The following is a 24,262-nucleotide window of genomic DNA, read 5'->3' on the forward strand; positions in this document are numbered from 1 at the left end:
GATTTCCCTGGTGCACCGCGATGCCTGTTTCGCCAGCAAGTTCGCCCCCACGGCAGGTGGGCCACGGCCAAGTGCTTGAAGCCCATCGAATTTTAATCTGCAGCCAGCGGTTGTAAGTTCGACTCAGATAGGTACAATGGCGCGGCTCGCCGTCAGGCGAGCGTCGTTATGGTGACCCCATCGGTCCCCCCGCAACGATTACCCGTGAACCTGGTCAGAGCCGGAAGGCAGCAGCCACAGCGGGAACATTGTGTGCCGGGGTGTGGCTGGTGGGGTTGCCTCCATAACGCCCCTCGTTGGTCCTCAACGAGATGAATCAAAATTCCTGCCAACCTTCGAGCTCGTGCAGCATTTCTGTTGACGTGCCGTTGTCGTGCGCCTTGTTTGTGGTTTGCCAATCCCTGTGTCCTGTTGGCTCGGGCGGCGGGCTCCTGGAATATCCAACGCCTTTGCATCAAGGAGTGGTCATGGCGCTAACCAGTAAGATCTCCCTCTATGACGATCATTGGCCTGCGGCATTTGCAGGGGAGAAGGCGCGCATAGCCAAAGGCTTCGGTTGCGAGCTGATGGATATTCATCACGTGGGGAGCACTGCTGTTCCAGGATTGGCGGCCAAGCCGGAAATCGATCTGCTGGTGGTGGTCGCGGAGCAGGTGGATGAAGCCGCGCGCAATGCCTTCATGGCGACCCTGGGGTATGTCCGGGGTAGCAATCTGTCCCCCGGGCATCATTTTTACCGTCGCGATGTAGAGGGTATACGCACCCACAAGGTGCATGTCTGTGTCGCCGGTCATGAGCAGGTGGGGCGCATGCTGCGCTTTCGCGATCTGTTGCGTCAGGACAGCGGCATCCGCCAACAGTATCAGGATCTGAAGTTTCGGCTTGAGGCCAGCAATCGCGAGGGCATTGGCGAGTACCTTGCGCAGAAGGCCCCCTTTATCGACGCCCTGATGGGGGCTCAGTCATCGTGACTGCCTCGTTGTGCCCAAATGCTCGGTGTTGCCTGCAAGGTTGCTGCGGGCTGTCAGGCCCCCAGCTGCTCCCTCAGCAACTGCGCAAAGGCGTCCCTGGCGCCATGGTGTTGTACATCCTTGTGCCAGACAAAACGGTTATCCACCGGTAGCAGGTCGTCGAAGCGCTGCACGCTCAGGTTGGCCGATTGCGAATAGCGCTCCAGCACCCCTTCCGGTATCAGCGAGACCCCGGCCCCCACGCTGACGCAGCCGATGATGGTGCCCCAGCTGGCATAGCCGGTGATGGGCAGGTTCAGACCGTGCCTGCCCAACCAGTTTTCCAGGGCGCGGCGATAGGGGCAGCCCGGCGGCCACATGAACAGGTTGTGGTGCTGCAAGTCGCTGGCGCTGCGGATAGGGGCGCTGTTTCCGCTGGAGATCAGCACCAGGGGTTCGTGGTAGAGCACGGTCTGTTGCAGTTTGGCCGGCAGGCTGTCGATGGCCACCAGGGCGCCGTCGATGCGTTGGTGCAGCAGCTCTTCAAAGAGTTGCGACCAGGTTCCGGTCACCAGCTCCACGCTCACCTTCGGATAGCGCTTGTGGTATTGCGCCAGCAGGGGAGGCAGGCGCCCACCGGCGCATGACTCGATCGAGCCCAGGCGCAACAGGCCGCTGGGTTCGGCCTGGTTGTCCACTGCACGTTTGGCTTCATCCACCAGGGCCAGGATGCGTTCACTGTAGCCGAGGAAGATTTCCCCGGCGGGGCTGATCCGCAGGCCGCGCCCGACCCGGGTAAACAGCTCGGTGCCCAGCTCGCCTTCCAGCTGCTTGAGGCGGTTGGTGATATTGGACGGCACGCAATGCAGTTGCTCGGCCGCTCGGGCAATGCTGCCGGTGCGGGCCACGGCCTTCACCATTTTCAGTTGGGTCAGTTCCATTGCTCATTTCCAGTGAGGAATAACCTCAGTATCGGTTAATTGTGGTGAGTTGTGCAGGGCGGGACACTGCAGGTCCTCTTCTTGCCTCTGGATATCTGTGTCGTGATGCTCTCGCCCCTGTTCAAGCTGGTGCTGGCCACCGCTGCGGTGATTCTGTGTTGGGCCTATTCGCCGGTGGGCATCCATATCGGCCTGGAGGGCTACAGCCCCGGGCACCTGGCCTTGCTGCGGTTCCTGATTGCCTCGCTGTTCATGGCCGCAATGGCGCTGGTGCTGAAGATCTCCCTGCCGCGCTGGCGCGACCTGCCCTGGTTGCTGGTACTGGGTTTCTTCGCCATCGCTTTTCATCACGTCAGCCTCAACTACGGCCAGCAAGGGCTGAGCGCCGGAGCATCCAGCGTGCTGGCGCAGTCCGCGCCGATCTTCAGCACGCTGATCGCGTTTTTCTGGCTCAGGGAGCCGGTCAGTGGCTGGCGTTGGCTTTGTGTGGTGATCGGGCTGTTGGGGGCGGTGCTGGTGGTGGCCGGTGACAAGGGCCTGGGGGCGATCGAGCCGCGAGGGCTGCTGGTGCTTCTGGCGGCGTTTTCCTGGGGGCTGTACTTCGTCTTGCAGCGGCGCTTTTCCGGGCGTTATGGGGTGTTGACCACTGTCTGCTACATGGTCTGGGGCGGTACGCTACTGCTCTTGGTGTATGCCCCCGGGCTGACGCAGGCGGTGGCCCAGACATCACTACGGGTGAACCTGGCGGTGCTGTTGCTGGGGCTGTTTCCCAGTGCACTGGCTTACCTGGCCTGGGCCTATGTGCTGGCACGGGTCGAGGTCAGCCGCGCGTCGATCGCCATGTACCTGATCCCGCCGGTGGCGATGCTGCTGGCGGCGACGGTGCTGGGCGAAACTCTGCAGTCCAGCGTGGTGCTGGGGGCGGCGGTGGTGCTGGGTAGCGTGATGGCGATGCAATTGGACGGGCGTTGGCGGTGGCGCCGGCGCTTGTCGGCGACACCTGCCAATGAGGTGCCTGCCGGGCAAGGCCGCTAGTGCCGGCCTTGCAAGTGCCAGCGCCGCGCAATGGCGGGGCGCTGCCGGGCGGGATTCAGCTCTTTTTCTTGAACAGGCGGCCGATGAAGGCGGCAAGGCCCAATACCCCCAGGACGATGAATTTCTTGCCGGCCAGGAGCAGTACGCCGAGCTTGGCGAAGAGCCCTGCCTTGCTGGCGAGGCCGCCGGCCACCAGGGCGGCGAGCCCGTAGGAGGCCAGTTTGTCGGTGCTCGGGTTGTAGTCGGCGTAGCGGTTGCCGTCGGTGAAGTTGGTAAAGGCCAGTACCTTGGGAATCTCGCGCTTGATGGTGTCCAGGTCGTCCATTGAAGCCACGGCATTGAGTTCCAGCACGCCTTCGCGGCCCAGCACGCGGATGCTGTAGTTCAGGGTGTGGCTCTGGGCGCCTTCGGCCTTGAGTTCACGGGCCCAGTACATCTTGTGCGATTGCGCGTCATAGCTTGGCTGCTCGGCCCAGCCCAACAGGTGAATGGCGCCGTAGCCCTGTTCCTGGCGCTGCTTGTTGTCTTCCTCGTCCGCTTCCTGCATCTGCTTGAGCAGGTCCTGGTAGTCGATCTTCGCGGCGTCGTCGTCGGAGATGTGCCCATCGTTCTTATAGCTGATGATCACGCCCCAGCCTTCGGCGGACAGCGGGCTGACGGCGCTGGGCACTATCATGCCCAGGGTGGTGAAGCCAGGTGGATTGCCCCAGCCCTCGGTGAGCAGCTTCTCGGTGTCCTTGGGGTTGAGGTAGTAGAACTCCTTGCTCAGATCGAGGCTGGCGATATCCCCGGGCAGCTTGACGTTGCCGTGGCGTGGGGAGAGCGAGGCGAGAAACTGTTCGGCGGTCTGGGGTTCAGCGTCCTTGCTCTCGGGTGCGGTGGCGGCGCTGGCAAGAAAGGGCATGGCGCAGAGGGCGGCCATGGCCATGAGGAGGCGCAGGTACTTCATCGTATTCCCTTACATTTTGTGACAAGTTGGCGGGGAGGATAACGATGAGTGCAGGGCGGCTCAATGTGGCGGTCGGTTTTATTTTGCTGCAGGGCCGGGCGCCGATGCCGATGCCGTTTCAGGGCTGGCGACTCAGTCGATGGTCAGGTACAGCACCCGCAGGCGGTGGCCGTCCGGGTCGAGGGCCACCAGGGTGTAGCCGAAATCCATCTGCGTCGGCGGCTGGGCGATGGTCATGCCCAGGGCTTGCCAGTGCCGATGCAGTTCATCCACCGCTTCGCGGCTGTCCACGGCCCAGCCCAGTTCGCCGCCACCGCCGGCGGCCTGAGCGCTCGGCTGGACAGTGTGTCGGGACCAGAGGCCAAGCTTGATCCCCGAGTCGAGGATGAACAAGGCGAAAGTCGGGCCGGATTCCACCGGCGGTTTATCCAGCAAGCGGCTATAGAACTCTGCGCTGAGGGCAGGGCTGTCCACGTAGAGCAGGAAATAGGTGTTGGTGATCATGGCGACTCCAGAGGCCTTTGGATGGTGCGTTGGGCGCAAGCTTAGGGGGCTGGCCTGTCAGTTCCTGTCAGGAGTCGTCGATTGAAAAAGAGGCCGGCTTATCGGTGTCGATAAACCTGCCTCTTGGAGTTGATTTGTTGCGGGGCTCAAGGCTTGGACAAGGCCTGGTCTACCGCTGCTATCAGCTTTCCCAGATCCTTCGGGGTGGCTTTGTGAATGACACCGAACAAATAAGCCCGCTGTTCCTCTTCGTCGCCCAGATCGGCGAAGAAGGCTTTCAGCTTCACTCCCAGTACTTCGGCTAGCAGAAATAGAGCTTCAACGCTGGGGGTGTAGGTGCCGGTTTCGAAGCGGCTGATGGTTTTTGGGTCAAAACCGGTTTTTTCACCTAGTTCAGCCTGAGTAAGCCCCGCTACCTTTCGATAGCGCTTGATGGCTGCACCCAAACTTGAAATTTGCATCGCTCAATTCCCATTTAGAATCAAGAACTTAACGATAAATATTGGCATTAGACAACACCATGGTTCATCACCTTGCTTTGCAAAATGTGATGCATTTCGTAGAATCGGCGCTTCGGACAGGTATTTGGTGATCTAGTTTCAGAAGGCTGGTTTATGAAACAAGAAATCATTGCATTTCCCTTGTTCACCTAAACCAAGGACTTGGCAGAGGCTCGAACGTCTCGTAAATCCCGCCAACGCTCCGTCCGCCGTCCCCACCTGACGCCTCATCTGATCCTAGTTGATCTCCGTCGAATCGATGGTCAACTGCCGCGCAAACCGCTGTACGGCTGCAATCAGGGCGAACCTTCCGATTGAGCCGTACCGCCAGGAAAGTACATCGCGAATCAGCCTCTTGCCGGGTGCCGGTAACTGTTGATCGCAGGCTGTCTATGGAGTTCTAAAGTGCGTCTCAATTTGCCGGTCACCTCTGTTGAGCAGACCTTTCCCGACCAGCAGCGGCTCATATCCGCCACCGACATCAACAGTCACATCACGTACTGCAACGCCGAGTTCGCAGCGATGAGCGGTTTCAGCCAGGCCGAACTGATCGGCAGCACCCATAACCTGGTTCGCCACCCGGACATGCCGGCGGCGGTGTTCGAGTCGATGTGGGGTTACCTGAAGGCCGGCCAGAGCTGGATGGGTGTGGTGAAGAACCGTTGCAAGAACGGCAATTTCTATTGGGTCAGCGCCTATGTCACGCCGATCCTGGAGGACGGAAAACTGGTGGGCTACGAGTCGGTGCGGGTCAAGCCAAGCCGAGAGCAGGTCAGCCGCGCCGAAACCTTGTATGCGCGCCTGCGGGCCGACAAGGCGCCGGTTTGCGCCTGGCGCCGCATCGAGGCCGCAGCCCGGCCCTTGCTGCTGCCGGTGGCGGTGGCGGTAGGCTGCCTGGCCGCCTTCCACTGGCTGCCGACGCTGGCCGCCCAGGGCTGTACGGTCGCGGGTTTCGTGGCTGTCGGGCTGCTGGCCCAGCGCCGCCTGGGGCAGCAGCTCAAGCAGATTGTCAGTAGCACACCGAACACCTTTGCCGATCCGATCTGCGCCCTGGCCTACAGCGAAGCACTGGGGCCGGCGGCGCAGTTGCAGATGATCCTGATCAGTGAGGAGGCGCGCCTAAAGACCGCCCTGACCCGCCTCAGCGATCTGGCCCGGCAGATGGCTACCGCAGCGGCCGATTCCAGCCAATTGTCCAGCCGCACCGAGTCGGCGCTGCTGGAGCAGCGGGCGGAAACCGACATGACCGCGGCCGCCATGACCCAGATGGCTGCTTCAATCACCGAGGTCGCTGAACACGTCCAGCACACCGCCAGCGAAGCCCACACCGCCAACCTGCTGGCCCGGCAGGGCAGCGAGGTGGCCGGCACCTCGCGGGATGCCATCCAGTTGCTGGCGCGCACCGTGACCCAGATCAACCAGGCCGTGGGCGACCTGGCCGGGCAGACCCAGGAGATCATGGTGGCGGCGAGCATGATCCAGGCGATTGCCGACCAGACCAACCTGCTGGCCCTGAATGCGGCCATCGAGGCAGCCCGAGCTGGTGAGCAGGGCCGTGGTTTTGCCGTGGTCGCCGATGAGGTGCGGGCCCTGGCCGGCAAGACCCGCGAGTCGACCCAGCAGATCCAGGGCATCATCCAGAGCCTGCGCGCCGGGGCCGACGAAGCCGTGCAGATCGCCAGCCTGGGCATCGAGGAGGCGGAGCAGGGCGTGCAGCAGGTGGTCCAGGCCCAGCAGGCGCTGCAAGGCATCGGCGCGGCAGTGGAGCGCATTACCGATATGAGCCAGCAAATGGCCGCGGCATCCCAGGAGCAGTCCCATGTAGCCGAATCGGTCTCCGAACAGATCAACAGTGTCGCCGTCACTGTGCAGCGCACTGCCGAGAATGCCAGCGCCGGAGTGGTTCGCGGCGCCGAGCTGGAAAACATCTCTTCCGGGTTGCGTGCCCTGGTCGAGCGGTTCAACCGCTAGCGACAGTGAGTTCGACTCATGGATGAGAAATACCGCAGGGCCGTCGATGCCGCCGCCATCTTCTCCGAGACGGACCTGGGCGGCAGCATCACTTATGTCAACGATCTGTTCTGCCAGGTCTCGGGCTACAGCCGTGAAGAACTGATCGGCGCCAACCACCGCATGCTCAGTTCCGGGCTGCATCCGCCGGAGTTCTTTGCCGAGTTGTGGCAGACCATTACCCAGGGCCGGGTATGGAAGGGCGAGATCTGCAACCGCGCCAAGGACGGCAGCCTGTACTGGGTCGACAGCACCATGGTGCCGCTGGTGGATCAGCGCTCCGGGCAGGTGGTGCGTTATGTGTCGATCCGCTTCGATGTCAGCGAAAAGCGTCAGCTGTTGCATTCGTTGCAATGGCGGGTCGGCCACGACGTGCTTACCGGGCTGCCCAACCGGGCCTTTCTCTCGGACCTGCTGCACCAGGCTCTGGATTTCTCCCGGGCGCAGGATATTCCCCTGGCGGTCTGCATGCTCGATCTGGATGGCTTCAAGGCGGTCAATGACGGCTATGGCCACGCTTGTGGCGACCTGCTGCTGGTGGAGGTGGCTGCGCGGCTGCGCTCGATCATCCGCGGCGAGGACGTGGTGGCTCGCCTGGCCGGCGACGAGTTCGTGCTGATTTTACGTTACGTGCGCGACATGCTGGAGCTGCGCGCGGCGTTGCAAAGAGTATTGGCGACCATTTCCCAGCCATACTCGATCCAGGGCAAGGATATCAACGTCTTCGCCAGCATCGGCGTGACCCTGTACCCCACCGACAACCACGACGCCGACACCTTGTTGCGCCACGCCGACCAGGCCATGTACGTGGCCAAGCAGAGCGGACGCAACCGCTTCCACCTGTTCGATGTACTGCGCGACCGTGAAGTGATGGTCACCTATCAGACCGTCGAGCAGGTGCGCCAGGCCTTGCTCGCAGGCGAGTTGCGCCTGTACTTCCAGCCCAAGGTGAACATGCGCACCGGTGAGGTGGTGGGCTTCGAGGCGATGCTGCGCTGGCAGCACCCGCAGCGCGGCATGCTGGGGGCCCAGGAGTTTCTGCAGCAGGTGGAGGAGACCGACCTGATCGTCGAGATCGGCGAATGGGTCATGGACCAGGTGATGACCCGCCTGCAAGGCTGGCAGCAGGCGGGGCTGGGCTGGCCGGTGAGCCTGAACGTGGCGGCCCGGCATTTCCAGCGCCCGGACTTCGTCGAGCGGCTCAAGGACATGCTCGATCGCTATCCGGATGTATTGCCGGCGTTGCTGGACCTGGAAATCGTCGAGTCGGTGGCCATCGACAATATCCAGCGGGTCAGCGATTGCCTCGATGCCTGCCAGGGATTTGGCGTGCAGTTCTCCCTGGGGGACTTCGGCACTGGCCATTCGTCCCTCAGCTACCTCAAGCGCCTGCGCACCCATACCATCAAGATCGACCGGCTGTTCGTGCGCGACATGCTGCACGACGCGGACGATCAGGCGCTGATCCAGGCGTTGGTGGGGCTGGCCCAGGCCTTTGGCCGGCGCGTGGTGGCCGAGGGGCTGGAAAGCCTGGCGCATGGCGAGCGCTTGATGGCCCTTGGCTGCGACGTCGCCCAGGGGGATTTCATTGCGCCGCCAATGCCCGCCGAGGCGGTGCTGGATTGGGTGCGCAGCTTTGATCCACCGCGGGCATGGCGAAGCGACGAGCTTCAGGGCGAGGCGATGTCGGGAGGCTGAGCGTCGTCCTGGGGGCCGACGTAACGCTGGATGATGGCGTCGATCTCGCCGGACATCTTCATCCGCAACAGGGTGCGCAGGATGCGCTGGGCCGGCACTCTCGGATCGTTGCGTACATAGCAGCCGACGGCCTGCTCCTGCAGCACCGCGACGCTGTACAGCGGGTTGCCGGTGGCCTGGGTCTTGTTGAACCAGTCCAGGGTCCACTGGCTGGCGATGGCGTAGCGGTAACGCCCGACCACCAGTTTCTGCAGCACCTGCTCCTCGTTGCGGGCGTCGTCGCGTATCAGCTGGTTGGTGTCGAACAGCGGCTGCAAGGGGGTGTAGGTATAGCTGAGGACGGTGCCGATATGCTGGCGCGACAGTTGCTGCAGGTTGACCACCGAGGGCTCCGGATGGGTGCTCACCAGCAGGTTGCGCTGGATGAACAGCGGCACGCTCCACAGGTAATCCCCGGAGAGGTTCGGCAGCCAGGCCTGGGCCGCGTAGCAGCGCACGTCGACTTCGCCCTGGGCCATGGCGTTCTGCACTCGGGCCCGGGCCAGGACATGAAACTGCGCCGGGGTACCCAGGTGCCGGGCCAGGCTGTTCATGGTGTCGAAAAGGATGCCATCGGTGGGCTGGTCGCCTTCGACCTCGATGGCCGGCATGGTCCAACTGTCGGCGATGGCAAAGCGCAGGGGCGGCTCTGCGGCTTCCAGGCTGGCGCTGAAGAGAAACAGGGCGCACCAGGTCAAACGCATACAGTCTCCAGGGTGTCGGCGGGCGAGCAATCCTTTGCAAAATGCAAGCTTAGACAGATTAGACGAGCGCGCCGGATGCAATTTCGCCCTTGCTCCGCTAGCATTACCGGCTTCCGCTTTCCAGTTGCGACGGTTTTCGATGAGTTATCAGGTTCTTGCACGTAAATGGCGTCCGCGCTCGTTCCGCGAAATGGTCGGCCAGACCCATGTGCTCAAGGCTCTGATCAATGCCTTGGACAGCCAGCGGCTGCACCACGCCTACCTGTTTACCGGCACCCGCGGGGTGGGCAAGACCACCATCGCGCGAATCATTGCCAAATGCCTGAACTGTGAAACAGGTATCACTTCCACGCCCTGTGGCACCTGTTCGGTGTGCTGCGAGATCGATGAGGGGCGCTTTGTCGACCTGATCGAGATCGACGCCGCGAGCCGGACCAAGGTCGAGGATACCCGTGAATTGCTGGATAACGTGCAATACGCACCGAGCCGCGGGCGCTTCAAGGTCTACCTGATCGACGAAGTGCACATGCTCTCCAGCCACTCGTTCAACGCCCTGCTCAAGACCCTCGAAGAGCCGCCGCCCTACGTCAAGTTCATCCTGGCGACCACTGATCCGCAGAAGCTGCCGGCGACCATCCTCTCGCGCTGCTTGCAGTTCTCCCTGAAGAACATGACCCCGGAACGGGTGGTGGAGCACTTGAGCCACGTCCTGGGCGTGGAGAACGTGCCGTTCGAGGATGACGCCCTGTGGCTGCTGGGCCGCGCCGCCGATGGCTCGATGCGCGATGCCATGAGCCTCACCGACCAGGCGATTGCCTTCGGTGAAGGCAAGGTCATGGCGGCCGATGTGCGGGCCATGCTCGGCACCCTCGATCACGGCCAGGTCTATGACGTGCTGCATGCGCTGATCAACGGCGACGCCAAGGCGTTGCTGGAGGCGGTGCGGCATTTGGCGGAGCAGGGGCCGGACTGGAACGGCGTGCTTTCGGAAATTCTCAACGTGCTGCACCGGGTGGCGATTGCCCAGGCATTGCCGGAAGGGGTCGACAACGGGCACGGCGATCGTGACCGGGTGCTGGCCTTGGCCCAGGCCCTGCCTGCCGAAGATGTGCAGTTCTATTACCAGATGGGCCTGATCGGTCGACGCGACCTGCCGTTGGCGCCGGACCCGCGCGGCGGCTTTGAAATGGTCCTGCTGCGAATGCTGGCCTTCCGCCCAGCCGATACCGCGGATGCACCGAGACAGCCGCTAAAGCCAGTGGGGATCAGCCAGGCCACAGTTGATTCCGCCCAAGCCGTGGCGGCGCCGGCACCTGCCGTGCCTGTAGCGACCGTTGCCCCGGCTCCGGTTGTGAGTGCTCCAGTGGCGCCAGCACCTGTTGCCGTGCCCGAACCTGTCGCGCCCCCTGTGGCCGAAGCGGTCGCCGTCGAGCCCGAGCCGGTGGTTGCCGAAGCGGTGGTCGACCTGCCCTGGAACGATCCGGTGGAGCCACAGATCGAACAGCAGCCAGCGGTCGAGCCGGTGCTGGAGGTGGCCGCCGAGCAGCCTGAGCTGACGCCGATGCCGACCCCGACGCCGGACAGCGTGGTGCCGGACGCGCCGGAGTGGGTCAGCGCCCCGGTGCCGGAACCCACGGTGGCGGAGGTCGACGCCGCCACTCCGGGTATCGACCTGGACGACGAGCCGCCGCTGGACGAGGACTATATCGAGCCGGACATGGATTCGGCCTACAGCTACCTGGACGAACTGGCCAGTGAGCACGCAGCCGATCCGGCGCCGGAACCCGAGCCCGAACCTGCTGCCAAGCCGGCCACTGGCCTGGCCCTGGAATGGCTGCAACTGTTCCCGAAACTGCCGATCTCGGGCATGACCGGCAGCATCGCCGCCAACTGCACCCTGATGGCCGTGGACGGCGACCATTGGCTGCTGCACCTGGACCCGGCCCACAGCGCACTGTTCAACGCCACCCAGCAGCGTCGCCTCAACGACGCCCTGAACCAGTACCACGGGCGTACCCTGACCCTGGCGATCGAGCTGATCAAGCCCGAGCAGGAAACCCCGGCCCAGGCTGCATCACGGCGCCGTGCCGATCGTCAGCGCGAGGCCGAGGAGTCGATCCATGGTGATCCGTTCATCCAGCGGATGGTCCAGGAGTTCGGTGCAGTGGTGCGCCACGATACTATTGAACCTGTCGAGGCCCTGGCGGCTCAGGGTTGATCATTCAAAGGGCGTCGGGCCAGGGGCCGGGCGCCGTTTCCATCCCCGTACTTTGAGGTAATTCCCATGATGAAAGGTGGCATGGCCGGCCTGATGAAGCAGGCACAGCAGATGCAGGAAAAAATGGCCAAGATGCAGGAAGAACTGGCCAACGCCGAAGTCACCGGCAAGGCAGGTGGCGACATGGTCACCGTGGTCATGACCGGCCGTCATGACATCAAGCGCGTGAGCATCGACCCGAGCCTGCTGGAAGGCGTCAGCGAAGATGATCGTGAAGTGCTCGAAGACCTGTTTGCCGCTGCGGTGAACGACGCCGTGCGCAAGATCGAGTCCAACAGCCAGGAAAAGATGTCCGGCATGACCGCCGGCATGCAACTGCCCCCAGGCATGAAATTGCCGTTCTGATTCGCGCAAGCGCATCGGATGGACTACATAAAGCCAGGCCTTGAGCCTGGCTTTTTTTTGCCCTGGCGATCAGCACTGCGTGGTGGGTAGCAGCCGGGTGGCCAGCGAAGGCCACAGCAGATCCATCTGCAGAAACATCGAACGTGATGCTATTCACAGGGTCTGCAACCTATACCCTTTCATTCAACCTTCCCTAAAGGAGTGTCCATGATGCCGCAAACATTGACCCTCAATCAGCGCGTGGTGCTGGTCTCTCGGCCCGAAGGCGCGCCGGTCCCGGAGAATTTCCGCCTGGAGCGGGTGGCCTTGCCGGAACTGGCTGATGGCCAGGTGCTGTTAAAGACCCTCTACCTGTCCCTGGACCCCTACATGCGCGGGCGCATGAGTGATGCCCCGTCCTATGCGGCGCCAGTGGAAATAGACGAGGTCATGACCGGCGGTGCAGTGAGCCGGGTCGAGCGTTCGCTCAACCCCAAGTTCCAGGAGGGCGACCTGGTGGTGGGCGCCACTGGTTGGCAGAGCCACTGCATTTGCGATGGCCGCAACCTGATCCCGGTGCCCTCTGGCCTGCCCAGCCCTTCCATGGCCCTGGGTGTGCTCGGCATGCCCGGAATGACCGCCTACATGGGGCTGATGGACATCGGCCAGCCCAAGGCCGGGGAAACCCTGGTGGTGGGTGCGGCCTCCGGCGCCGTGGGGTCGGTGGTGGGGCAGGTGGCGAAGCTCAAGGGGCTGCGGGTGGTGGGCGTGGCCGGTGGCGCCGACAAATGCCGCTATGTGGTCGAGGAGCTGGGTTTTGATGCCTGCATCGATCACAAGAGCCCCGACTTTGCCGACGAACTGGCCCAGGCCTGCTTCAAGGGCGTGGACATCTATTTTGAGAACGTCGGTGGCAAGGTCTTCGACGGGGTACTGCCCCTGCTCAACCCCAGGGCGCGTATTCCCCTGTGCGGGCTGATCGCCCAGTACAACGCCCAGGCGCTGCCGCCGGGGCCGGATCGCCTGCCACTGCTGCAGCGCACCTTGCTCACCAAGCGGGTACGCATCCAGGGCTTTATTGTCTTCGACGACTATGGCGACCGCCATCCGGAGTTCATCAAGGCCATGGCGCCCTGGGTGCGCGAAGGCAAGGTCAAGTTCAAGGAGGACGTGGTCGAGGGACTGGAACAGGCACCAGAAGCCTTCATTGGCCTGCTGGAGGGGCGCAACTTCGGCAAGCTGGTGGTCAAGGTCGCCCCGGACGCGAGCATTTGACGCTACCCCGAGGCGCGGGTATAAACCGCGTCTCGTTGTTTTTGTCGGACCTTTGCCCATGAGCTTCAGCCCCCTGATTCGCCAACTGATCGATGCCCTGCGCACCTTGCCGGGCGTGGGTCAGAAAACCGCCCAGCGCATGGCCCTGCAACTGCTCGAGCGTGATCGCAGTGGCGGCTTGCGCCTGGCGCAGGCCCTGAGCCAGGCCATGGAAGGCGTGGGGCATTGCCGCCAGTGCCGGACACTGACCGAAGACGAGCTGTGCCCGCAGTGTGCCGACCCGCGTCGCGACGACACCCTGCTGTGCGTGGTGGAAGGGCCGATGGATGTGTACGCGGTGGAGCAGACCGGCTATCGCGGGCGCTACTTCGTGCTCAAAGGCCACCTGTCGCCTCTGGATGGCCTGGGCCCGGAGGCCATCGGCATTCCGCAGTTGCTGGCGCGTATCGAGGAGCAGGGCAGCTTCAGCGAAGTAATCCTGGCCACCAACCCGACGGTGGAAGGCGAAGCCACTGCGCACTACATCGCCCAACTGCTGACCAACAAGGGCCTGATCACCTCGCGCATCGCTCACGGCGTGCCTCTGGGCGGCGAGCTGGAACTGGTGGATGGCGGCACCCTGGCTCACTCCTTTGCCGGGCGCAAACCCATAGCGTTGTAAGGCTGCGGAAGCCGGCTGACTGGCGAAGGATGCGCCACGCATTCTCTTGAAAACCAAGCAAGCGCTTGGTAAGTTCCTTCGACCCTTCAGAGGAGCTTGCCGATGTCTGCCTGCCAGGAATACTTCGACCCCAGCCACCAGTTGGTCCGCGACAGCGTGCGACGTTTCGTCGAGCGTGAAATCCTTCCCCAGATCGACGAGTGGGAGGAGGCGGGCAGTTTCCCCCGTGAGCTGTACCTCAAGGCCGGGGCCGCCGGGCTTCTGGGCATCGGTTACCCCGAGGCCCTGGGCGGCAGCCATGAGGGTGATCTGTTCGCCAAGATCGCCGCCAGCGAGGAGTTGATGCGCAGTGGCTCCGGCGGCCTGGTGGCGGGCCTCGGTTCCCTGGATATCGGCCTGCCGCCCATCGCCAAATGGGCCCGCCCCGAATTGCGCGAGCGGGTCGCACCGCTGGTGTTGTCCGGGGAGAAGATCAGCGCCCTGGCGGTCACCGAGCCCGGCGGCGGCTCGGACGTGGCCAACCTGCAGACCCGCGCCGTGCGCGATGGCGATCATTACCGGCTCAGTGGCAGCAAGACCTTCATCACCAGTGGCGTGCGCGCCGACTTCTACACCGTTGCGGTGCGCACCGGCGAACCTGGCTACGGCGGTATCAGCCTGTTGCTGGTCGAAAAGGGCACGCCGGGCTTCACTGTGGGTCGGCAGTTGAAAAAGATGGGCTGGTGGGCCTCGGATACCGCCGAGCTGTTCTTCGACGATTGCCGGGTGCCGGTGGGCAACCTGATCGGCGTCGAGAACATGGGCTTTGCCTGCATCATGGGCAACTTCCAGAGCGAACGCCTGGCCCTGGCCCTGATGGCCAACATGACCTCACAGATGGCCCTGGAGGAAAGCCTGAAGTGGGCGCGCGAGCGGGAGGCGTTCGGCAAGCCCATCGCCAAGTTCCAGGTGCTCAAGCACCGTCTGGCGGAGATGGCCACGGCCCTGGAGGTTTCCCGGGAGTTCACCTATCGCCAGGCGGCGAAGATGGCCGCCGGCAAGAGCGTGATCAAGGAAATTTCCATGGCCAAGAACTTCGCCACCGATACCGCCGACCGTATTACCCACGATGCGGTGCAGATCCTCGGTGGCATGGGCTACATGCGCGAAAGCCTGGTGGAGCGCCTTTACCGCGACAACCGCATTCTGTCGATCGGCGGCGGCACTCGCGAGGTGATGAACGAAATCATCAGCAAGCAGATGGGGCTGTAGGTGCAGGCTAGCGTTCGGTCAGGGAAAACTGGGTCAGGCAGAAGGTCGGGATCCCCATGTCCTGCAGCTTCTGCGAGCCGCCCAGTTCCGGCAGGTCGATGATCGCCGCGGCTTCATAGACCTTCGCCCCCATGCGCCGTACCAGATTGGCGGCGGCGATCAGGGTGCCACCGGTGGCGATCAAGTCATCGATCAACAGCACCGAGTCGCCTTCACACAGGCTGTCGGCGTGGACTTCAATGAAGGCTTCGCCGTACTCGGTCCGGTAGCCCTCGGCCAGGATGTCGGCCGGCAGCTTGCCCTGTTTGCGGAACAGGATCAGCGGCTTGTTCAACTGGTAGGCGATGATCGAGCCGATCAGAAAACCCCGTGCGTCCATGGCGCCGATGTGGCTGAAGTCTTCCTCGACATAACGCTGGGCGAAGCTGTCCGCCACCAGGCGCAGGGCCCGGGGAGACTGGAACAGGGGGGTGATGTCGCGGAAGATCACGCCCGGTTTCGGGAAGTCGATGACGGGGCGTATCAGGGATTTGATGTCGAAGGAATCGAAGGCCATCTTCAGGTGTCCTGGCGGGCAAATAGGCCGCGCCAGTATACCCGCGACCGAGCCGCCTGGCTCAGCCGCACAGGCTGTGGATCAGCCCTCCACCGAGCCGCCGGCGAGGGCGCAGAGCTGGATCGGATCGAGGATGTGCACTTCCTTGCCTTCGGCGGCAATCAGCTCGTTCTGCTGGAAACGGGTGAACACCCGGGACACGGTTTCCACCGCCAGGCCCAGGTAGTTGCCGATTTCGTTGCGCGACATGCTCAGGCGGAACTGGTTGGCCGAGAAGCCCCGGGCGCGGAAGCGCGCGGACAGGTTGACCAGGAACGTGGCGATACGCTCGTCAGCGGTCTTTTTCGACAGCAGCAGCATCATTTGCTGGTCATCGCGGATTTCCCGGCTCATGACCCGCATCAGCTGGCGACGCAGCTGTGGCAGTTGCAGTGCCAGCTCATCGAGGCGTTCGAAGGGGATTTCACACACCGAGGTGGTTTCCAGCGCCTGGGCCGAGACGGGATGGCTTTCGGTGTCCATGCCTGACAGGCCTACCAGCTCGCTGGGGAGATGGAAGCCGGTGATCTGTTCTTCGCCGCTGTCGCTCAGGCTGAAGGTTTTCAGGGCGCCCGAACGCACGGCGTACACCGAGTCGAAGCCGTCACCCTGACGGAACAGGAATTCGCCTTTTTTCAATGGGCGGCCACGTTTGACGATTTCGTCCAGCGCGTCCATGTCTTCCAAATTCAGCGAAAGTGGCAGGCAGAGGGGTGCCAGGCTGCAATCCTTGCAATGGGCCTGGTTGTGAGCGCGCAGTTTAACTGGCTCGGACATTCTAGAATCCTTGTGGGAAAACACACATAAGCCGTAAGGGTAACTCACGGGAGGAGGTTCCGGCCAGTCCGTGCCGTATTGACTGTTAGTCGTAAAGCTATCCTTTTATGGGTCGATAACCTGTTAACGAAAGTAACTTGGAAGGCTGAAATTATGTCGTCCGTTGGCGCTATTACTAATGGCAGCAATAACTTGCAGTCACTTCAAGAGCCCTCGACAAGTCAGGTTGACGAGCAACTAAGAATTTCTCCATTAGTTGCAGAGCCAGTGATCGGGGAGGGCGTCAAAGTGTCGCTGTCTGGCGCCGGCCTGAACAAATCCGCCGCCGCCAAAGGGCGTGACAGTGATATCGAGGAAAGCGGCCTGCCGGAAAACATTCAGCAGATCCTCAAGATGATCAGAAAATTGCAACAACAGATTGCCGAGACCCTCGCCCAGCTCCAGGCGGTCATGGCCGACAAGCACCTGAGCCCTGAAGAAACCAAGGTCCGGATCGGCAGCCTGCAATCTGCCCTGGCAATACTCAACGGCGGTTTGCTGACCGCCAATGCCTCCCTGGCCAAGGCAATGAAAGAAGCGGGCTTGAGCTCAGAGCAGGTGATGAAGGCTGCATCCTTGATCATGAAATCCTAGATCACCCGGGAAAACCGCTGGCGGTTCTGCTGGCCCAGGTATGCATCGAACACCATGCACACCGAGCGCACAAGTAGGCGACCGGCTGGCAGCACGATGATTGCTTCGCTGCCAAGTTCAATCAGGCCGTCGTCGGCCATCTCTTCCAGTTCCGGCCAGAGTTCATTGAAGTAGCCGCGAAAGTCGATATTGAAAGCCTGTTCGATCTCTTCGAACTTAAGACTAAAGTTGCAGATCAGTTGCTGAATAACTTCCCGGCGCAGACGGTCATCGGCGTTGCATACCAAGCCGCGACTGGTGGCCAGTTGTGCGCCAGCCAAGGCGTTTTGATAGTGCGTCAGGTCGCTGCTGTTCTGGCAGTAGAGGTCGCCGATCTGGCTGATGGCTGAAACACCGAGCCCAATAAGGTCGCAATGACCATGAGTGGTGTAGCCCTGGAAGTTGCGTTGCAGGGTGGACTCTTCCTGGGCAATGGCCAGTTCATCATCGGGCAGGGCGAAATGATCCATGCCGATGTAGCGATAGCCGGCAGCCGTCAGCTGTTCGATGGTGCGTTGCAGCATCTGCAGCTTTTCCGCCGGGGCAGGCAGTTCGCTGCCGTTGATCCGCCGCTGGGGCATGAAACGCTCTGGCAGGTGGGCGTAATTGAACACCGAGAGCCGGTCCGGTTGCAGGCTGATGACTTCTTCCACGGTGCGGGCGAAGTTTTCCGGGGTCTGCTTGGGCAGGCCGTAGATCAGGTCGATGTTGATGGAACGGAACTGCAGGGTGCGGGCCGCTTCGATCACCGCCCGGGTTTCGTCCAGGCTTTGCAGGCGATTGACCGCGCGTTGCACGGCCGGGTCCAGGTCCTGCAGGCCGATGCTGACCCGATTGAAACCCAGCTCCCGCAACAGGCCCATGGTCGACCAGTCGGCTTCCCGGGGATCGATCTCGATGCCGTAGTCGCCGGAGTCGTCGTCCAGCAGGTTGAAGTGCTTGCGCAGCAGGGCCATCAGTTGGCGCAGTTCATCGTGGTTGAGAAAGGTCGGGGTGCCGCCGCCGAAATGCAGTTGTTCCACCCGCTGGTTGGGGGCCAGGTGGCAGGCGATCAGTTGCATCTCCTGTTCCAGGCGCTGCAGGTAGGGCAAGGCGCGGCTGCGATCCTTGGTGATGACCTTGTTGCAGGCGCAGTAGTAGCAGATGTTGGCGCAGAACGGGATGTGCACGTACAGCGACAGCGGGCGCTGCGCCTTGCGGCTGTCGCGCAGGGCGTGCAGCAGGTCGAAGGCGCCGACCTGGCTGTTGAACTGCACTGCGGTCGGGTATGAGGTGTAACGCGGTCCCGCCAGGTCGTAGCGGCGGATCAGATCTGTGTCCCAACGAATGGCGTCGAGCATGCGGGAATTCCCCCGGATAGGCTGGCAGTGTTCGCGAGTCTAGGAGGTTCAGGCCAGGGCCATCTTGACTTGTATCAAGGGTGTTCGGGAGCCGCCGGAGCAGTGCCGACGAGGCGTACAGGCCCGGTTGCCGGGCGCCTCCCCGGGGTCAGTGGCCCATCAGCCAGTGCTGGTGAGGACCAGGCAGGGTCCAGATGCCGAAGAGAATGACCAGCACGCCGCCAGCCATGCGTACGCTGCGCTGACGCAGCAAGGCGGTGATCCGTTCGGCTGCCAGCCCGGTGGCCAGCAGCACGGGCCAGGTGCCCAGGCCGAAGGCCAGCATCAACAGCGCGCTGTCCAGGGCGCTGCCCTGGCTCGCCGACCACAGCAGGGTGCTGTACACCAGGCCGCACGGCAGCCAGCCCCACAGCGCCCCCAGGAGCAATGCACGGGGCAGGCTGGAAACCGGCAACAGGCGGCTGGCCAGCGGCTGGATATGCCGCCACAAGCCCTTGCCAAGGCCTTCGATGCGGGTCAGGCCACTCCACCAGCCAGCCAGGTAAAGGCCCATGGCAATCAACAGCAACCCGGCCAGCACCCGCATGAACAGCGCCAGCGGACTGTTGGCTACAGCCCAGCCCGCCAGGCCCAGCAGCAGGCCGGCCAGGGCGTAGCTGAGGATGCGGCCCAGGTTGTAGGCCAGCAGCAGGCGCAGGCGTCGGCTGCGCTGTTCCGGGGGATGGCCAGCGTCAGGGCGCCCATCAGGCCGCCGCACATGCCCAGGCAGTGGCCGCCACCCAGCAGGCCGAGGATCAGCGCAGAGACCAGCAGAGGGGCCAGTTCAAGCATGGGGCGGTTCCGATTTTCTGGCGGGGTCGGCTTCGCTGCTCGGTTGGCCCTTGGCCTCATCCACCGCGGCGGTGTGGCTTGGGTCCTGGTCGTCGAACAGGATGCTGTGGGCCGGGCCGTCGAGATCGTCGTACTGGCCGCTGTCCACCGCCCAGAAGAAGATGTAGATGGCGATGGCCACGATCAGCAGGGCGGCCGGGATCATCACGTAAAGAGCTGGCATCTGGACTCCAGGCCCGGCGGCTCAGGCCGGCAACGGGCGGGTTTCGGGGGCGTCGGCGCTGTCGGCCGGCCGCGGCATGCGGGTCAGGCGCAGGGCGTTGAGCACCACGGTCAGGGAACTGATGGACATGCCGACCGCCGCCCACACCGGAGTGATCCAGCCGAGGGCGGCGAACGGCAGCATCAGGCCATTGTACAGCCCGGCCCAGAGCAGGTTCTCGATGATCACCCGGCGCGTGCGGCGGGCCAGGCTGAAGGCCTGCACCAGGGCGTCCAGGCGATTGGACAGAAGTACCGCATCGGCGCTGGTCTTGGCCAGGTCAGTGGCCGAGCCCATGGCGACGCTGATGTCGGCGGCGGCCAGCACCGGCACATCGTTGACCCCATCGCCGAGCATCAGCACCTTGCGGCCCTGCTGGTGCAGCTGTTGCAGCACTTGCAGCTTGTCATCGGGGCGCAGGCCGCCCCGGGCTTCATCGATCTGCAGTTCGGCAGCGACACTGGCGACCATCGGCGAGCTGTCCCCGGACAGTAGCAGGGTGTGCCAGCCACGGGCCTTGCAGGCCGCCAGCAGGGCCGGAGCATCACTGCGTAGGCGGTCGTCCAGCACCAGCCAGGCGAGAGCCCCCTGGCTGTCACCGAGCAATAGCCATTGGCCGGCCTCATCGGGCATGGGCGGAACGGTACAGCCACTGAGCTGGCAAACGTAGGCTGGTTGCCCGATGCGCAGACGCTGATCGCCCACCAGGCCTTCCAGGCCCAGGCCGGGGCTGCTGGTAACTTCCTCGGCGGCCACTGGGGCACGGCCGAAAGCCCGGGCGATCGGGTGCTCGGAACGGTTTTCCAGGGCTGCGGCCAGGCTCAGGCAGTCATCGCTGGACAGCGCCCCCAATGGCCGGATGGAACGCAGCGCCAGCCGCCCTTCGGTGAGAGTGCCGGTCTTGTCGAAAATCACTGTGTCGATCTGGTTCAGGCCTTCCAGTACATGGCCGCGGGTCAGCAGCAGGCCGAGCTTGTGCAAGGTGCCGGTGGCGGCGGTGAGCGCTGTGGGCGTGGCCAGGGACAGCGCACAAGGGCAGGTCGCCACCAACATGGCCAGGACGATCCAGAACGCCCGTGAGGCGTCTAATTGCCACCACAGCAGCCCGATGGCGGCCGCGGCGATCAGCGAGAACAGCAGGAACCACTGGGCTGCGCGATCGGCAACCTCCGCCAGCCGCGGTTTCTCTGCCTGGGCCCGGTCCAGCAGGCGCACGATGGCCGACAGCCGGGTGTCCTGGCCCAGGGCCTGGACCTGCACTGTCAACGCACCTTCGACGTTCAAGGTACCGGCGGTCACCCTATCGCCCAGGCCACGGGGCTGCGGCAGGTATTCACCGGTGAGCAGGGATTCGTCGATGCTCGATTGGCCGTCGAGGATCTTGCCGTCTGCCGGCAGTACTGCGCCGGGATGCACCAGCACCCGGTCGCCCAGGCGCAATTCGCTGAGCAGGATGCGTTCACTCTGGCCGTCTTCATCCAGGCGCAGGCAGGAAGCTGGCAGCAGATTGACCAGTTGCGCGGTAGCCGCCGCGGTGCGCTCCCGGGCCCGGCGTTCCAGGTAGCGTCCGGCGAGCAGGAACAGGGCGAACATGCCGACGGCATCGAAATACAACTCGCCAATGCCGCTGATGGAGGTCCAGATGCCGGCCAGGTAGGCCCCTCCGATGGCCAGGGACACCGAGACGTCCATGGTCAGGTGGCGGGTGCGCAAATCGCGCATGGCGCCCTTGAAGAACGGTGCGCAGCTGTAGAAGACGATGGGCGTGGTGAGAAACAGCGCGACCCAGCGCAGGATCGTATGCAGCTCGGGGCTCAGGTCGATGTTGAATTCCGGCCAGGTGGCCATGGTCGCCATCATGGCCTGGAACCACAGCAGGCCGGCGACGCCCAGCTGGCGCAAGGCCAGGCGGTTTTCGCTGGCCAGTTGCTCGGAGGCGCGATCCGGCTGATACGGGTGGGCGGCGTAGCCGATGTGGCGCAGCTCGCTGAGCACCTGGCTCAGGGGCAGTTGGCTGTCGGCCCAGCGCACGTGCAGGCGGTGGTTGGACAGGTTGAGCCGGGCTTCGGCCACCGCTGGCAGGCTGCGCAGGTGTTTTTCGATCAGCCAGCCGCAGGCGGCACAACTGATGCCCTCCATGAGCAGCGTGGTTTCCGCCAGCTCGCCTTCGTGCCGGACAAAGGGCTGCTGCACGTCGGCGCGGTCGTACAGCGCCAGTTCGTCCACCAGTTGCACGGGCAGGGCTTCAGGGTTGGCCGAGGCCTCGCTGCGATGGCTGTAGTAGTGCTCCAGACCGCCAGCGACTATGGCTTCGGCCACTGCCTGGCAGCCCGGGCAGCAGAACTCCCGGGGTTGGCCAAGCACGACGGCGGTGAACCGGCTACCGGCAGGAACCGGCAGGGCACAGTGGTAGCAAGGCAGTGGCGTGGTCATCGGCGGTCTTTGTAATGTGGGAAAAACTCATCGCCGGCGCACCGGTCCCGCTGCAAGGGCAGGGGAGGCGACGGGCCGGCGATGTACGGCAGGTACTGCTCAGTTCAGGTCTTCGGCACCTTGCAGGGGCTCGTCGCCCAGCAGCAGGTCCTTGTCATGGCTGACCTGTTCTTCTTCGAACATGCGCCAGGTCTTGTCGCCCTCGACCCCCAGCAGTTCGACGAAGCGCCGCCCTTCGACCTGGTCGGTCAACTGGCCGATGTAGCGCCCGTGTTCGGTTTCGCTGCGGGCCAGGGTGATCTTGCGGTCCTTTTCCGGCTGGGTCGGCGAGATCAGGTTCAGCTCCAGGGTCTTGGGCTGGCTGTCACCGCTCAGGCGCAGTTCGACTTCGCCGGTCAGCTCATCGAGGTGCACGTTGGCGCGCATCTTCAGGGTCTGGGCCAGCAGCTCGCGGTCCAGGGAGCGGTTGATGCCCTTGCCGGCCTCGTAGTAGTTGTCGTTGACCAGGTTGTCCGGGTTGTTCACGGCAATGGTCACCATGGACAGGGTCAGGGTCACGGAACAGGCGAGGATGCCGATGATGATCCAGGGCCAGAGGTGCTTGTACCAGGGGCTTGCGGCGGTGGCTGCGGGCATGATCACTTCTCTTAACGAATTTGTGGGCCGATGAACCGGCTCTTGGCTTCAACATGGACGCTGTCATCGTCGGCATCCTTGAGGATGAATTTCACCTCGTTGGTGGTCGATGGCAGCTGTTCGGGAGCAATCGACAGCTCCACCGGCATGCTGACGATATCGCCGGCCACCACGTGGATTTCGCGCTTGCCCTGCAGCTTCAGGTCCGGCAGGCCGGAGGCGTCCAGCACATAGGTGTGATCGCGCTGGTCCTTGTTCATGATCTTCAGGCTGTAGACGTTTTCGATCCGGCCTTCGGCGTTTTCGCGGTACAGCACCCGGTCCTTGCTGACATCGAAGCCCACCAGCGAACGCATGAAAAATGCCGTAACCAGCAGGCTGGTCATGGCCAGCAGCACCAGGGCATAGCCGATCAGGCGCGGGCGCAGTTTATGGGTTTTCTGCCCCGAGAGGTTGTGTTCGGTGGTGTAGCTGATGAGCCCGCGGGGGTACTCCATCTTGTCCATGATGCTGTCGCAGGCGTCGATGCAGGCTGCGCAGCCGATGCATTCGATCTGCAGGCCGTCACGGATGTCGATGCCGGTGGGGCAGACCTGGACACACATGGTGCAGTCGATGCAGTCGCCCAGGCCCTGGGCCTTGTAGTCGGCGCCTTTCTTGCGCGGGCCACGGGCTTCGCCACGGCGTGGGTCGTAGGAAACGATCAGGGTGTCCTTGTCGAACATCACGCTCTGGAAGCGTGCATAGGGGCACATGTAGATGCACACCTGTTCCCGCAGCCAGCCGGCGTTGCCGTAGGTGGCCAGGGTGAAGAAGCCGACCCAGAAGTAGGACCAGCCATCGGCCTGGCCGGTGAAGAAGTCGATGACCAGTTCGCGGATCGGCGAGAAGTAGCCGACGAAGGTCATGCCGGTGACGAAGCCGATCAGCAGCCAGAGGCTGTGCTTGCTGAATTTGCGCAGGAACTTGTTGGCGCTCATGGGCGCCTTGTCCAGCTTGATGCGCTGGTTGCGATCGCCTTCGGTGACCTTTTCGCACCACATGAAGATCCAGGTCCAGACACTCTGCGGGCAGGTGTAGCCGCACCAGATGCGGCCGGCATAGACGGTGATGAAGAACAGGCCGAAAGCGGCGATGATCAGCAGGCCCGAGAGCAGGATGAAGTCCTGGGGCCAGAACGTGGCGCCAAAGATGAAGAATTTGCGCTCCGGCAGGTTCCACCAGACAGCCTGGTGGCCGCCCCAGTTGAGCCACACGGTACCGAAGTACAGAAGGAACAATCCGGCGCCGCCAAGCATGCGCAGATTGCGGAACAGGCCAGTGAAGGCGCGGGTGTAGATTTTTTCCCTGGAGGCGTAGAGATCGACGCTGTTGGTCGCGTTTTTGGCGGGCGGGGTAACGTCTTGTACGGGAATCTGGTTGCTCATCATTGCATCCCACGGCAGTGGAAAAATGCCTCGGTCGATGCGTGCCGACCGCGGTCAAAAGGGGTGTTGCAGTGGCGCAATGATACGCCTGTAGCTCTAGCGCAAGGGTGCGACCTTTGGTCGCGTTGGGAGAAATCAACTGATGGTGTAATGACTTGAATCAATTGACT

Annotated in this window: 22 protein-coding genes, 1 other RNA gene and 1 pseudogene; 11 read left to right on the forward strand and 13 right to left on the reverse strand. The window is 63.2% G+C overall.

Annotated elements, in window-relative coordinates:
• Nucleotides 1-178 precede the first annotated feature (178 nt).
• Nucleotides 179-275: signal recognition particle sRNA small type (ffs, locus tag KI242_RS09945), an RNA gene on the forward strand.
• A gap of 192 nt (nt 276-467) precedes the next feature.
• Entirely contained in the window at nt 468-971 is a 504-nt protein-coding gene (locus KI242_RS09950; protein ID WP_011060215.1) for a GrpB family protein, read from the forward strand.
• Between the two features lie 53 nt (nt 972-1,024).
• Here the strand turns inward: KI242_RS09950 and KI242_RS09955 are convergent, their stop codons facing one another.
• Nucleotides 1,025-1,891, reverse strand: a complete 867-nt coding sequence (locus KI242_RS09955; RefSeq protein ID WP_011060216.1) for a LysR family transcriptional regulator — start codon at nt 1,889-1,891, stop codon at nt 1,025-1,027.
• A gap of 105 nt (nt 1,892-1,996) precedes the next feature.
• Here KI242_RS09955 and KI242_RS09960 point away from each other — a divergent pair, with 105 nt between their 5' ends.
• The gene (locus KI242_RS09960) at nt 1,997-2,926 is read left to right on the forward strand and encodes a DMT family transporter (RefSeq protein WP_212806366.1); all 930 of its coding nucleotides are present in this window, start codon (nt 1,997-1,999) and stop codon (nt 2,924-2,926) included.
• 55 nt (nt 2,927-2,981) lie between these two features.
• Here the strand turns inward: KI242_RS09960 and KI242_RS09965 are convergent, their stop codons facing one another.
• The 3 genes from KI242_RS09965 to KI242_RS09975 all read right to left on the reverse strand — a co-directional run bounded on the left by KI242_RS09965 (nt 2,982) and on the right by KI242_RS09975 (nt 4,840).
• Entirely contained in the window at nt 2,982-3,875 is an 894-nt protein-coding gene (locus KI242_RS09965; protein ID WP_065363450.1) for a DUF2167 domain-containing protein, read from the reverse strand.
• A 132-nt stretch (nt 3,876-4,007) separates the two neighbouring features.
• On the reverse strand, nt 4,008-4,379 hold the full coding sequence (locus KI242_RS09970) for a VOC family protein (RefSeq protein WP_011060219.1): 372 nt from the start codon (nt 4,377-4,379) through the stop codon (nt 4,008-4,010).
• Nucleotides 4,380-4,525: 146 nt separating this feature from the next.
• A complete protein-coding gene (locus tag KI242_RS09975) occupies nt 4,526-4,840 on the reverse strand; it encodes a helix-turn-helix transcriptional regulator (RefSeq protein ID WP_011060220.1) in 315 nt (104 codons plus the stop codon).
• A 444-nt stretch (nt 4,841-5,284) separates the two neighbouring features.
• Here KI242_RS09975 and KI242_RS09980 point away from each other — a divergent pair, with 444 nt between their 5' ends.
• Together KI242_RS09980 and KI242_RS09985 are read left to right on the forward strand one after the other, a co-directional pair.
• Nucleotides 5,285-6,850, forward strand: a complete 1,566-nt coding sequence (locus KI242_RS09980; RefSeq protein WP_041116893.1) for a PAS domain-containing methyl-accepting chemotaxis protein — start codon at nt 5,285-5,287, stop codon at nt 6,848-6,850.
• Between the two features lie 18 nt (nt 6,851-6,868).
• A complete protein-coding gene (locus KI242_RS09985) occupies nt 6,869-8,587 on the forward strand; it encodes an EAL domain-containing protein (RefSeq protein ID WP_123473747.1) in 1,719 nt (572 codons plus the stop codon).
• On the opposite strand, the gene KI242_RS09990 is transcribed toward KI242_RS09985, so the two are convergent.
• The gene (locus KI242_RS09990; protein ID WP_019093852.1) at nt 8,560-9,330 is read right to left on the reverse strand and encodes a transporter substrate-binding domain-containing protein; all 771 of its coding nucleotides are present in this window, start codon (nt 9,328-9,330) and stop codon (nt 8,560-8,562) included. The two genes, KI242_RS09985 and KI242_RS09990, sit on opposite strands and share 28 nt — an antisense overlap.
• Before the next feature lie 139 nt (nt 9,331-9,469).
• On the opposite strand from KI242_RS09990, the gene dnaX reads away from it, so the two are divergent.
• From dnaX to KI242_RS10015, 5 genes are all read left to right on the forward strand, one after another.
• A complete protein-coding gene (dnaX, locus tag KI242_RS09995) occupies nt 9,470-11,548 on the forward strand; it encodes a DNA polymerase III subunit gamma/tau (RefSeq protein WP_053150063.1) in 2,079 nt (692 codons plus the stop codon).
• A gap of 66 nt (nt 11,549-11,614) precedes the next feature.
• Nucleotides 11,615-11,953, forward strand: a complete 339-nt coding sequence (locus KI242_RS10000) for a YbaB/EbfC family nucleoid-associated protein (protein WP_015634779.1) — start codon at nt 11,615-11,617, stop codon at nt 11,951-11,953.
• 210 nt (nt 11,954-12,163) lie between these two features.
• Entirely contained in the window at nt 12,164-13,207 is a 1,044-nt protein-coding gene (locus tag KI242_RS10005) for an NADP-dependent oxidoreductase (protein ID WP_011060226.1), read from the forward strand.
• Nucleotides 13,208-13,265: 58 nt separating this feature from the next.
• Complete coding sequence (gene recR, locus KI242_RS10010; RefSeq protein WP_011060227.1) at nt 13,266-13,868, forward strand: recombination mediator RecR; 603 nt, start codon at nt 13,266-13,268, stop codon at nt 13,866-13,868.
• Between the two features lie 102 nt (nt 13,869-13,970).
• Nucleotides 13,971-15,119, forward strand: coding sequence for an acyl-CoA dehydrogenase family protein (locus KI242_RS10015; protein ID WP_169893333.1), 1,149 nt, complete (start codon nt 13,971-13,973; stop codon nt 15,117-15,119).
• A gap of 7 nt (nt 15,120-15,126) precedes the next feature.
• On the opposite strand, the gene KI242_RS10020 is transcribed toward KI242_RS10015, so the two are convergent.
• Both KI242_RS10020 and fnrA read right to left on the reverse strand, forming a co-directional pair.
• The gene (locus KI242_RS10020) at nt 15,127-15,675 is read right to left on the reverse strand and encodes an adenine phosphoribosyltransferase (RefSeq protein ID WP_011060229.1); all 549 of its coding nucleotides are present in this window, start codon (nt 15,673-15,675) and stop codon (nt 15,127-15,129) included.
• A gap of 81 nt (nt 15,676-15,756) precedes the next feature.
• Nucleotides 15,757-16,491 carry a Crp/Fnr family transcriptional regulator FnrA gene (fnrA, locus tag KI242_RS10025; RefSeq protein WP_011060230.1) on the reverse strand — a complete coding sequence of 245 codons (735 nt, stop codon included), beginning with the start codon at nt 16,489-16,491 and terminating at the stop codon, nt 15,757-15,759.
• 153 nt (nt 16,492-16,644) lie between these two features.
• Between fnrA and KI242_RS10030 the strand changes: the two genes are divergently transcribed.
• Nucleotides 16,645-17,124 carry a hypothetical protein gene (locus KI242_RS10030; RefSeq protein WP_053150069.1) on the forward strand — a complete coding sequence of 160 codons (480 nt, stop codon included), beginning with the start codon at nt 16,645-16,647 and terminating at the stop codon, nt 17,122-17,124.
• On the opposite strand, the gene hemN is transcribed toward KI242_RS10030, so the two are convergent.
• From hemN to ccoG, 6 genes and pseudogenes are all read right to left on the reverse strand, one after another.
• Complete coding sequence (hemN, locus tag KI242_RS10035; protein WP_011060232.1) at nt 17,121-18,503, reverse strand: oxygen-independent coproporphyrinogen III oxidase; 1,383 nt, start codon at nt 18,501-18,503, stop codon at nt 17,121-17,123. The two genes, KI242_RS10030 and hemN, sit on opposite strands and share 4 nt — an antisense overlap.
• 148 nt (nt 18,504-18,651) lie before the next feature.
• Nucleotides 18,652-19,334: pseudogene (locus KI242_RS10040) on the reverse strand (sulfite exporter TauE/SafE family protein).
• Entirely contained in the window at nt 19,327-19,557 is a 231-nt protein-coding gene (ccoS, locus tag KI242_RS10045) for a cbb3-type cytochrome oxidase assembly protein CcoS (protein WP_011060234.1), read from the reverse strand. The pseudogene KI242_RS10040 and the gene ccoS overlap by 8 nt, the downstream one beginning before the upstream one ends.
• Nucleotides 19,558-19,578: 21 nt before the next feature.
• On the reverse strand, nt 19,579-22,029 hold the full coding sequence (locus KI242_RS10050; RefSeq protein ID WP_011060235.1) for a heavy metal translocating P-type ATPase: 2,451 nt from the start codon (nt 22,027-22,029) through the stop codon (nt 19,579-19,581).
• Nucleotides 22,030-22,128: 99 nt separating this feature from the next.
• On the reverse strand, nt 22,129-22,665 hold the full coding sequence (locus KI242_RS10055) for a FixH family protein (protein WP_011060236.1): 537 nt from the start codon (nt 22,663-22,665) through the stop codon (nt 22,129-22,131).
• Between the two features lie 11 nt (nt 22,666-22,676).
• The gene (gene ccoG, locus KI242_RS10060; protein WP_212806078.1) at nt 22,677-24,092 is read right to left on the reverse strand and encodes a cytochrome c oxidase accessory protein CcoG; all 1,416 of its coding nucleotides are present in this window, start codon (nt 24,090-24,092) and stop codon (nt 22,677-22,679) included.
• Nucleotides 24,093-24,262: the final 170 nt, after the last annotated feature.

Origin of the sequence: Pseudomonas sp. Eqa60 (genome assembly GCF_018326405.1) — a bacterium.
GTDB classification, from domain to species: domain Bacteria; phylum Pseudomonadota; class Gammaproteobacteria; order Pseudomonadales; family Pseudomonadaceae; genus Aquipseudomonas; species Aquipseudomonas protegens.